This is a genomic window from Streptomyces sp. NPDC059788 (assembly GCF_042732265.1).
In the GTDB taxonomy this organism is placed as follows: domain Bacteria; phylum Actinomycetota; class Actinomycetes; order Streptomycetales; family Streptomycetaceae; genus Streptomyces.
The window spans coordinates 1-11,270 of the sequence record NZ_JBHWHY010000057.1; the positions used below are offsets into that span (position 1 = coordinate 1).

General features: G+C 72.2%; 8 protein-coding genes. 4 read left to right on the top strand and 4 right to left on the bottom strand.

Annotated elements, in window-relative coordinates:
• Positions 1-1,177 (top strand): prephenate dehydrogenase (locus ACFV57_RS35935; protein ID WP_385241132.1); only part of this gene is annotated, 1,177 nt, incomplete at its 5' end.
• Between the two features lie 170 nt (positions 1,178-1,347).
• Here the strand turns inward: ACFV57_RS35935 and ACFV57_RS35940 are convergent.
• The 4 genes from ACFV57_RS35940 to ACFV57_RS35955 all read right to left on the bottom strand — a co-directional run bounded on the left by ACFV57_RS35940 (position 1,348) and on the right by ACFV57_RS35955 (position 6,307).
• Positions 1,348-2,187: an RNA polymerase subunit sigma-70 gene (locus ACFV57_RS35940; protein WP_385241135.1), complete on the bottom strand. Its 840-nt coding sequence runs from the start codon at positions 2,185-2,187 to the stop codon at positions 1,348-1,350.
• A gap of 174 nt (positions 2,188-2,361) precedes the next feature.
• Complete coding sequence (locus ACFV57_RS35945; protein WP_385241138.1) at positions 2,362-3,360, bottom strand: GNAT family N-acetyltransferase; 999 nt, start codon at positions 3,358-3,360, stop codon at positions 2,362-2,364.
• A 134-nt stretch (positions 3,361-3,494) separates the two neighbouring features.
• A complete protein-coding gene (locus ACFV57_RS35950) occupies positions 3,495-4,946 on the bottom strand; it encodes an amino acid permease (protein ID WP_385241278.1) in 1,452 nt (483 codons plus the stop codon).
• Positions 4,947-5,350: 404 nt separating this feature from the next.
• On the bottom strand, positions 5,351-6,307 hold the full coding sequence (locus tag ACFV57_RS35955; RefSeq protein WP_385241141.1) for a hypothetical protein: 957 nt from the start codon (positions 6,305-6,307) through the stop codon (positions 5,351-5,353).
• A 517-nt stretch (positions 6,308-6,824) separates the two neighbouring features.
• Between ACFV57_RS35955 and ACFV57_RS35960 the strand changes: the two genes are divergently transcribed.
• From ACFV57_RS35960 to ACFV57_RS35970, 3 genes are all read left to right on the top strand, one after another.
• A complete protein-coding gene (locus ACFV57_RS35960; RefSeq protein WP_385241144.1) occupies positions 6,825-8,897 on the top strand; it encodes a phosphocholine-specific phospholipase C in 2,073 nt (690 codons plus the stop codon).
• 254 nt (positions 8,898-9,151) lie between these two features.
• Positions 9,152-10,228: an isoaspartyl peptidase/L-asparaginase family protein gene (locus tag ACFV57_RS35965; protein ID WP_385241147.1), complete on the top strand. Its 1,077-nt coding sequence runs from the start codon at positions 9,152-9,154 to the stop codon at positions 10,226-10,228.
• A 162-nt stretch (positions 10,229-10,390) separates the two neighbouring features.
• Positions 10,391-11,125, top strand: coding sequence for a lysophospholipid acyltransferase family protein (locus tag ACFV57_RS35970; RefSeq protein ID WP_385241150.1), 735 nt, complete (start codon positions 10,391-10,393; stop codon positions 11,123-11,125).
• Positions 11,126-11,270 lie beyond the last annotated feature (145 nt).

Consider the following 11,270-nt stretch of genomic DNA (forward strand, 5'->3'; position numbering starts at 1 on the left):
CCCCGCCCGCCGCACCGGCCGACCCCCGTCCGGGCGGTGCCCGGTGATCCGCACCCTCGCCGTCGTCGGCACCGGGCTCATCGGCACCTCCCTCGCACTCGCCGCGGCCCGCCAGGGCGTCACGGTGTACCTCCAGGACCGCGACGAGTCCGCCGTACGGACCGCCGCCGCACTCGGCGCCGGCATACCGGGGCCGCCACCCGAACCGGTGGACCTCGCCGTGATCGCCGTCCCGCCCAGCCTCGTCGCCGCCGTACTGGCCCACCACCAGACGCGCGGCCTGGCCAGCACCTACACCGACGTGGCCAGCGTGAAGTCCGAACCGGAACGGGCGGTCCTGGCCAAAGCGCCCGACCCGACGCGCTACATCGGCGGCCACCCGCTGGCCGGCCGCGAGCGCTCCGGCCCCCTCGCGGCCCGCGTGGACCTCTTCCAGGACCGCGTCTGGGTGCTCACCCCGTCCCGGCTCACCTCGCGCACCGCCCTCGACCGCGCCCTCGCCCTGATCGGGCTCTGCGGAGCCGTACCCCTGGTGATGCAGAGCAAGGCGCACGACGACGCGGTGGCCCTCACCTCCCACGTACCGCACATCGTGTCCAGCCTGATGGCCGCCCGGCTCCGCAACGGCCCGCCCCAGGCCCCGCGCCTCGCCGGCCAGGGCCTGCGCGACGTCACCCGGATCGCCCGCGGCGACTCCCGTCTCTGGAGCGACATCCTCCAGGCCAACGCCGGTGCCGTCGCCGGAGTCCTCACCGACCTCCAGAGCGACCTGGCCGAACTCCTCACCGCCCTGCACGACCTGGCCGGACCGCCCGGCCGGCGCAGCGCCCAGAGCCTGGGAACCCTCGTGGACCTCCTCGACCGGGGCATCACCGGCCTGGACGAGATGTCCGCCGGCCACCCCGGCCACCCCGGCCACCCACCGCGCTCCGCCTCCGTACGCGTACGGATCGCCGACCGCCCCGGCGAACTCTCCCGCCTCCTGAGCGCCACCGCCGAACTGGGCGTCGGCCCCGAGGACGCCGAGGTACGCCCCGGCGCCGACGCCCCCGCCGACCTCACGGTCCGCCTGGCCGTCCCCACCGCCGTGGCCGGCCCCCTGCTCGCCCGAGTCACCGCCGCAGGCTGGGACGCCGACAGCAGCCACACCACCGGCGCGACATCAGGAACCCCCTGACCACACCCGCACAAACGAACGGCCGAGTGGTGGTCACACAGAAGCCCCCACGCTTCACCGGCGTCGGCTCCCGCACGCCCCCACCATGCGAAGCGGGCGAACCGACAGCCCGGCACTCGCCGCCAAGTCACACCAGCAGCCCGGCGATCCCACTGCGGTCCACCCGGCCCTCACCATGTCGGGGGAAGCCCCACGACGGCAAAGACACCGGGCGCGAAGAACGTGACCTCCGCGACGCGGTCACCGTCGACGCGGAGCACTTCCAGACCGTAAGCACGATGGACACGCTCTCCCGGACGCCGGGCATAGAGCGCGACAGCGGGCTGCCGATTCATCCAGGCGGCCACACATCGACGGTCCGACCCCCGCTCCACCGCCTCCACATACCGCCGAAGCACCACATCCCCGCCGGCCTCCGAAGCCCCCGCCCGCCCCGGCACCCGCCCCCGCACAGCAGGCCGGGCCCGCTGCAACGCACTGTTCACCGCGGCCACACTGACCTCCAGCGCCGCGGCCGTCTCCCGCGCCGACCAGCCCAGCACGTCCCGCAGTACGAACACAGCCCGCTGACGCGGCGTCAGTAACTGCAGTGCCACCACAAACGCCAGCGCGATCGTTTCCTCGGCCACCACCTCGCCCGCCCCCGGCTCCTGGGCCACGACCTGATCCAGCAACGTATCGGGACACGGCTGGAGCCAGGGCAGCGCACCGGCCGGCACCGGTCCGCCACCACGCGCCTCCTCGGGCAGCGGACCCCGCGGCCGGGACGCCAGAAAGTCCAGGCACGCGCGGGTGGCGACGCGATACAGCCAGGTACGGAACGTCGCGTGCCCGGCGAAACTCTCCCGCTCGCGCCAGGCCCGCAGCAGCGCCTCCGTCACCAGCTCGCCGGACTCCTCGAACGACCCCAGCATCCGGTAACAGTGCACATGCAACTCGGCCCGATACCGCCCCACCAGCCGGGAGAACGCCGCCGCATCCTCCCCACACGCCGCCCCTCCGTCACCCATCGACCCCTCCCGTACCCCACCCGGGGCGCACGTCATCACCTTCCGCGAGCGAGGGTACTGACGTTCAGTGAACTACTGGCCTCGGAGATCGGCACAGGGGTGCCCACCCACACAGGAGCCCGCCACCACCGGACCGACGGCGCACAACGCGCACCCCCACCCGCCGACCGGACCTCACCCCAGTTCGAGACTGGTCACCGCATACCCACGCTCCACCCGAACCGCCTCAACCGCCCCGGTATACATCCGCATCGTGTGCGAATCCGCCTCCAGCCCCCGCGACACCACCAACGCCCGCGCACTGTGATGCGGATCAGGAACATCCACGTAAACCACCTCACCCGGCCCCACATGCCCCATGAGCGCGTCGAACACCGCCTCGGCCCCCCGCGACGTATCCGCGAACAACGGCCCGACGCGATACCCGTCCCGACACGGCCGCACCGCCCCGTACCCCGCCACCCGACCATCCCGCACCTGCACATACGCATGGTGCCCCGGCGCCGTCAGCCACCGCGCGAGAAACGCTCCCCGGTCCGCCGGAAAGCACCGCCGGTCGTAGGCGGCGACCTCGTCGAGATGCTCGGCGCCAACGGGCACGACCGACACACCGGCCCCACCCGGCACCGCGGCCGGACCACCCCGCCCGGCCCGCCCGGGCCACCCCCGGAACCGCGTCGTGCGATAGGCGGTGGCGAAGCCCGCCCGCCGGTACGTGGCCTCCTGCTCCGGAACCGCGTCCAGCCCGATCGTCCGCTCCCCGGCGTGCGGTACGGCGGCACGCCAGGTGGCCAGGCCCAGCCCCCGGCCACGGTGATCGGGGTGCGCCAGGTAGTAGCCCAGGAACGCGTACCGCGACGAGTAGTTGACGACGGAGACCGACGAGACGAGCTGCCCGTCGAGGAGGCCTATGAAGAAGCCGTCCGGATCGGTGGCGTGGAAGCAGTCCGTGTCCCCGTGCCCGGGGTTCCAGCCTTCCGCGGCGGCCCACTCGGCCACCTCGCGCCACTCCTCAAGGGTGGCGGCCCGGACGGTGAGGCCGCCGGCCGGCCCGGCACCGGACCGGCCGGCGAGCGTCGCGGTCGCGCCGCCCCCAGCGGCCACACCGGCGACGGCATGGGCATCGACGTCGGACTCGGCGCGCTGGCGCGCCATCTCACCGGAGGGAGTCATACCTGACGTACGTCCTTGGGTTTGGGCCCCACCGCCACGCGGAACGGCGGGGCGAAGGCTGCTCGGCGGCCGCCCCCTGGTCGGGGACGGCCGGGCCGGGCCGGGCGCGGGGCCCGGCCCGAAGCGGGGTGCCGTCAGATCAGGTCCATGGCGGCCACCTCGTCGGGCCGACCGTAGCTGACCGGCCCCTGGAAGCGCCGCCGGGCGGTGGCGAACCACCACACCGTGGCGATGATCAGTACGACGCCCAGCGCGATCGGCGCGTAGTTGAACGATTCAGCGGTGATCGGCGAAGCCTGCGGCAGCATGAACAGCACGCTGCTGATCACGATCCAGGTCACCGCGACGGCCGCGACCAGCTTGCCGTAGCGCCCCAGGTTCCACGGCCCGGGCCGGAACGTGTCCAGCCGCAGCCGCAGGAAGATCGGCACCGCGTAGGCGAGGAACAGCCCGACGACGTTGACGCTGACGACGGCGGTGAACGCGGTGTGCGACCACCAGCCGGGGATGACCAGGACCAGGGAGCAGGCGGCGGCCAGCCAGACCGCCTTGACGGGGGTGCGGGTACGGGTGGAGACCGAGTGCCACCACCGGGACCCGGGCATCGCGCCGTCCCGCGAGAACGCGAAGATCTGCCGGGTGTTGCTGGTCATGTTGGCCAGACCGCAGAACAGCATCGCGCCGATGACGATCAGCAGCAGGAACTTGGCGGTGCCCACGCCCAGCGCGTCGATGAGGATCTGCACCGGCGGCGCCTCGGCGCTCGCCGCGCCCGCGTAGTCGCGGATCGCGAAGACCAGGGCGAGCATGAGGACCAGGCCGGCGACCGCGGAGTAGCCGATGGCCCGCATGATGCCCTTGGGCGCGTTGACGGTGGCCTGCACCGTCTCCTCGGACATGTGGAAGCTGCCGTCGAACCCGGTGAACGTCCAGCTGGTGACGAGCAGGCCGAGCATCGCGCCGTACAGGCCGTTGGTGAACCCGGTGTTGTTGACGAAGTGGGTGACGAACGACGGGGACTGGTGGTGCGAGGGCAGCGCGATCAGCGCGGTGACGATGACGACCAGGCCGATCAGCAGCCACCACACGGAGATACGATTCAGCACCGCCACGAGCTGCACCGTGAAGGTGTTGGCCAGCGCCTGGACGAACAGGATCGCCGCGGTGATCAGGACCGCCCGCTGCGGGGTGGCCTCATAGGACGGCCACTGCATGGCGATGAAGGCCTGGATGAAGGTGGCGGCCGCGTAGCCGGTGGCGGCGGTGCCGCCGACCTGGCCGACGAAGTTCAGCCAGCCCGTGTACCAGGACCAGGCGCCCCGGTGCCGCTTGGCCAGTTTCCCGGCGGAGAAGTACAGGGCGCCGCTGGTGGGGTAGGCGGAGGCGATCTCCGCCATCGAGGCGCCGACGAACAGCACCATGGCGGCCACGGCTATCCAGCCGAAGACCAGGATCACCGGCCCGCCGGCGTTCATTCCGAACCCGAAGGAGGAGAAGATCCCGGAAAGGATGTTGATGATGGTGAAAGAGATGGCGAAATTGTCGAACGCGCGAAACCGCCGGGTCAGTTTCCGCGGATAGCCCATGGCGTGCAGCGTCGCGTCGTCGTCGAGGGTGACGGGATCCGCGGCGCGGCGGCTTCTCGCTCGGGCGGGGGACACGGGATCGGACACAGCCGCAACCTTTCTGGTGGGGACAGGAAGACATCGGCGCGGAGCGTCGATACGCGGTGTCGGCACCTGTCTTCGAGGCGTGCCGGGGCGCCCGGAGGCCACCTCCGGCAGGCCGAGGGGGACGGGGAACAGCGGGATCAGGGGCATACAAAATCAGCGGCGTACGGGATCAGGGCACGGACGAGGACCGACGGACGGCGGCCCCTCGCCCCGGCGAGCGGCGGACCGGCGCCGATCCGGCGCACGGCGCGGACCACCGGCCCACGGCCCGCACGTCCCGAACCGCCCGCACGCCCCGGATTCCCCCGACCGGCAGGTCATGCCGCATCGGGCACCGGAAGACCGCACGCGCGTCTCGCCTTGTTCAGCTGCTCCTCGGGGTCGCCGAAAACACTCCACGGCATACGGGAGGCGTACGGGCCCATGGCCGTGAAGACCGCCCGCGCCTCGAACGCGCACTGCCCCATGTGCAGCGCGTGCGCCAGGTAGGCCAGGTCCAGCACCGGCGTGAAGCGGTAACCGGCGACGTGCGGCAGCCAGTTGCGGTAGACGCTCAGGGCGGTGGCCTTCCACTGCGGCTGCTCCCAGGTGCGTTCGGCCAGGAGGGAGGCCGGATTGTAGCCGTCGACCAGGGCCACCAGCGGCAGCAGCCGCAGCGGTGAGGAGGCCGGCGCCCGCTGGCTCAGGAACGCGGCGACGTCCCAGGACGCGTTCGCCTCGCCGCCGTAACGCGGGAAGAAGAAGGACAGGAAGCGGTGGTGGCCCTCACGGTTCCAGGGGTCGAGCCGCAGGATGTGGGAGAAGAGCGTCCAGGGGCCGGGCGGCGCGGTCAGCAGTCCTTGCGGCGCGGGGTCGCGGGGCTGTTGCAGGCGGGCCAGCGTCAGTTTTGCGGACCACGGCGTGGGGTCGTCGGGTGCCGTCTCGGCGGCCCGGTCGCAGGCGGCCACCGCGATCCGGCCGAGGGCCTCGGCCCGCCGGTCGCCGCCGTCGGCCGCGCGGACCGCGCGCAGTACCGCCACCCGCGCCCACACCAGGGCCGCTTCCCGGCCGGGCTCCTCGGCCAGCCAGCGTTCCGCCAGGTCGGAGTCGGCGGCTTCGGAGGCGAGCACCAGCGACCGGTGGGCGCGTACGCCGAAGTCCTCGCGGGCCTCCCGCAGGATTTCGTGCGCGCTGAAGTAGCGGCCCGCCCGTACGTCCACGCAGGCTCGTGCGAGCTGGAGGTCGTCGGCTGCCGGATGCCACACGTACTGCCCCTCGAATAACCCAGCGGTCATGTCCCCTGCCGCTCCTGCCGTTTCGCCGGTGAGGTCGGCCACCAGCGCATTTTCAGCCATGCCCAAACCAACCGGTACGCACTGTTCCCCCAGTTCCACCGGCAGTGCCACACCCTACTCAGCAGCAAGTCGGTTCGAAACTGGTGATCGGAATTACCTGATTCCGCTTCGGCGACGGGCGCGACATTGGCGTCGAAATCGGTCGATCATGCGGTGTCGAAAAAGCGGAACTATGCAATTGGCATATGCCAGAAGGGTGGAGCAGGGCCGTCCGGCAGACTTTCGGCCCCACCCGTCGCCAACTGTCCCCCTGTCCCGCTCGAACAACGGCGGGGCGGTATGGGGGGCGGCGGCACGATATGCCCCGCACCGCCGGAGCGGAGGGCCGACGTCCGCCTGTTCACGTCCCGTCCCGCGACTCTTCACCGCGGTGCCACGACGTCTTCCCACGGCCTCGTTCCTCTTGGAACACTCCAGTCGCGCCCGTAGCCACCCATCCCGAGGGGTCATTTCAGCCATGCCAGAACTCAACCGGCGGCGGTTCCTCCAACTCACCGGCGGGGCCGCCGCCTTCTCCGCGCTCTCGCAGAGCATCGCCCGTGCCGCCGCGATCCCCGCACACCACCGCACCGGCACCATCGAGGACGTCGAGCACATCGTCGTCCTGATGCAGGAGAATCGGTCCTTCGACCACTACTTCGGCACCTTGCGCGGTGTGCGGGGCTTCGGCGACCCGCGGCCGGTGACGCTGCCGAGCGGCAAGCCGGTCTGGCACCAGGCCGACGGCAAGGGCAAGGAGGTGCTGCCCTTCCGGCCCGAGACCAAGGACGACAACCTGGGGCTGACCTTCATCGAGGACCTCAACCACGACTGGAACGGCAGTCACCGGGCGTTCAACAACGGCCGCTACGACCAGTGGATCCCGGCCAAGACCGCCACGACCATGGCGCACCTCGCGCGCAAGGACATCCCGTTCCACTTCGCGCTCGCCGACACGTTCACCGTCTGCGACGCCTACCACTGCTCGTTCATCGGCTCCACCGACCCGAACCGCTACTACATGTGGACGGGATACACGGGCAACGACGGCAAGGGCCTCGGCGACCCCAGCGGCCCCGTCCTGGGCAACGACGAGAAGGGCTACAGCTGGACGACCTACCCCGAGCGGCTGGAGGCGAAGGGGGTGTCCTGGAAGATCTACCAGGACATCGGCGACGGCCTGGACGCGGCAGGCAGCTGGGGCTGGATCAAGGACCACTACCGGGGCAACTACGGCGACAACTCCCTGCTGTACTTCAACACCTACCGCGACGCCCGGCCCGGCGACCCGCTCTACGAGAAGGCGCGGCGGGGCTCCGACGTGAAGCGCGGCGGACAGCTCCTCGACGACCTGCGGGCGGACGTCAGGAACGGCCGGCTGCCGAAGATCTCCTGGATCGCCTGCCCCGAGGCGTACACCGAGCACCCGAGCTGGCCCGCCAACTACGGCGCCTGGTACATCTCCCAGGTGCTGGACGTGCTGACCTCCGATCCGGCGGTGTGGAGCAAGACGGCCCTGTTCATCACGTACGACGAGAACGACGGCTTCTTCGACCACGTCGTGCCGCCGTACCCGCCGGCCGGCGCCTCCCAGGGCCTGTCCACCGTCTCCACCGAGATGGAGCTCTTTCCCGGCGGCGGTGACCTCCAGGCCGGCCCCTACGGTCTCGGCCAGCGCGTCCCGATGCTCGTCGTCTCGCCCTGGAGCACCGGCGGGTACGTCTGCTCCGAGACCTTCGACCACACCTCGATCATCCGGTTCATGGAGCGCCGCTTCGGCGTGCCGGAGCCGCACATCTCGAAGTGGCGGCGCACCGTCTGCGGCGACCTGACCTCGGCGTTCGACTTCAGCGCTACGGGGAAGCCGGGGCCGCTGCCGGACACCGGCGGCTACACGCCGATCCACCCCCAGCCCGCCGACTTCCACCCGAAGCCACCGGCCGCGGGCAGCCTGCCCAAGCAGGAGCGCGGCACCCGCCCCACCCGGCCGCTGCCCTACGCGCCGCACGTGGACGGTGCCGCCGACGTCGCCGCCGGCAAGTTCCGCCTGACCTTCAGCGGCGGTGCGGACGCCGGGGCGCAGTTCTACGTGACGGCGCCGAACCGCGGGGACGGTCCGTGGACGTACACCACCGAGCGCGGCAAGGAGCTCTCCGACAGCTGGAACACGGCGTACTCGAAGGGCACGTACGACCTGTCGGTGTTCGGGCCGAACGGGTTCGTGCGCACCTTCCGGGGGCCGGGCAGGACGGCCGGGCCCGAGGTGACGGCGCGGCACAACAGGGCCACCGGAAACCTCGACCTGGTGCTGACCAACGCGGGTGACGGCGTCCGCACCCTGACGATCGGCGACGCGTACGGCGGCGCCTCCCGGAAGGTCACCGTGCGCCCTGGGCAGCGGGTGACCCACACCGTGGATCTGCGGGCGGGCAAGCGCTGGTACGACGTGAGCGTCGTCTGCGACACGGACCGCACCTTCCTGCGCCGGTTCGCCGGGCACGTGGAGAACGGCGCGGCGGGGGTGAGCGACCCCGCGATCCGTACGGTGTGAGCCGCCCTGCCGCCCGCCCCGCACGGGTGCCGGGCCGTCCGTCCCGGGCGCGGGGCGGGCGGCCCGGGGTCTGTCCGGATCATGACGGCTTCGGCCCGGCAGGTACGGGATATCGTGCCGACGCCTGATCACCGGCCCGGCCGGTCGTTTCCGCGGACCGTACGGGCCGCGTGCTGACCGATACCCGTCAACCCCGCGCGGGGGCGGGGTGCGTTCGAGGGAGTGAGCCCATGGCCAGGAAACCGGTATGGCGTATGACGTGTGCAGGCGCCGGAGCGCTGGCCGCGGCCGCGCTGCTGGCGACGGTGCCCGGCAGCGCGGTCTCCGCAGGCCGCCCGGGAGCCGCCGGGTCCGTCGCGGCGCAGACCGCCGGGGGCAAGCCGCGGCCGGACGCCCGGCACGTCGTCCTCGCGGTGCACGGCGGCGCCGGCACCGCGCTGAAGCGCGAGGACACCACTCCGGCGCAGGAGAAGGCGTACCGCGACGGGCTGGCGGACGCGCTGCGCGCCGGGCAGAAGGTTCTGGGCAAGGGCGGCAGCAGCGTGGCGGCGGTCGAGGCCGCGGTCCGCGTGCTGGAGGACAACCCGTTGTTCAACGCGGGCAAGGGCGCGGTGTTCAACGAGGACGCGGGCCACGAGCTGGACGCGTCGATCATGCGCGGCTCCGACCTGGCGGCGGGGGCCGTGGCGGGCGTACGCAACGTCCGTAACCCGGTCTCCGCGGCCCGGCTGGTCATGGAGAAGACCAGGCACGTGCTGCTGGCCGGCGAGGGCGCCGACGACTTCGCGGCCCGCGGCGGCCTGCCCACCGTCACCCAGGACTACTACTGGACCGAGAAGCGCTGGCAGGAACTGCTGCGGGCCAAGGGGCGGGTGAAGGGTACGGGCGAGACGCTGACCCAGGGCACGGTGGGCGCGGTGGCCGTGGACGCGAAGCGGGACCTGGCGGCGGCGACCTCCACCGGCGGTCTGACCAACAAGATGGTCGGCCGGGTCGGCGACTCGCCCGTCGTCGGCGCGGGCACCTACGCCAAGAACAGCACCGTCGCGGCCAGCGCCACCGGAGCGGGCGAGGTCTTCCTGCGGGGCGCCGCCACCGCCACGATCTCCGACCTGATCGAGTTCGGCGGCAAGGACCTGCCCGGCGCCGCGTACGAGGTCCTGGTGAAGCGGCTGCCGAAACTCGGCGGCACCGGCGGGGTCATCGCGCTGAACGCCCGGGGGGTCTTCGACGCCCCGCACAGCAGCGAGGGCATGCTGCACGGTTACCTGACCGAGGACGGACGCCTCGTCACCAAGGTCTTCGCCGACGAGACACCCGCGAACCGGTGACCGCGGCCCGGCCGCACCGGTGTCCCGGTGCGGCCGATGGCGTGATCCGCTCCCCGCGCCCGCCGGCCTGACGGTGGCTCAATAGGCCCTCTCCCTCCGGAACCGGAGCGGCACTACCGTCCCCCGACGCGGGGGGATCACTCTGGGGAGGGGATCAGTTACATGTTCTATTACTTGTTCAAATCCGTGGTGCTGGTGCCGCTGCTGCGGTGCCTGTTCCGCCCCCGCGTCGAAGGACTGGAGCACCTGCCCGCGTCGGGCGCCGCCATCATCGCCGGAAACCACCTCTCCTTCTGCGACAGCTTCCTGATGCCCGCGACGGTCCGGCGCCGGATCACCTTCCTGTGCAAGCAGGAGTACTTCACCGGCCGGGGCGTCAAAGGGCGGCTGACCGCGGCCTTCTTCCGCGCCTGCGGGCAGATCCCGGTGGACCGCTCCGGGCGGAGCGCCGGCCAGGCCGCCGTCGAGGAAGGCGTACGGGTGCTGTGCGGCGGCGAACTCCTCGGCATCTACCCCGAGGGCACGCGCTCGCACGACGGCCGGATGTACAAGGGGAAGACCGGCGTGGCGGAGATGGCGCTGCGCTCGGGCGCGCCGGTGGTGCCGTGCGCGATGATCGGGACGTTCGAGGCGCAGCCGGCCGGCCGACGGCTGCCGCGCGTCGTCCCGATCACCATCCGCTTCGGGGAGCCGCTGGACTTCTCCCGTTACGCCGGGATGGCCGACCAGCGCCTGGTGCTGCGGGCCGTCACGGACGAGATCATGTACGCCATCCTGAAGCTGTCCGAGCAGGAGTACGTCGACACGTACGCGGCCCAGGCGAAGGCCGAGGCCCGGGACGGGGCCGCGACGGGCGGCGCGGCGCGGCACGCCGTACCGGCCGGCCGCGTCGGCTGAGCGGCCCGCGCCGGCCGGCCTCCGTGCCGCGCACCCCCGGTGCTGGGCCCGGGCCGGAACCCCGGCCCCCGGGGGGGGGGGGCGAAGGCCCGCAACGCCCTGCGCCGCTAGCTAAAGGTTCGGGGCCGGAGCCGCAACCGGGACG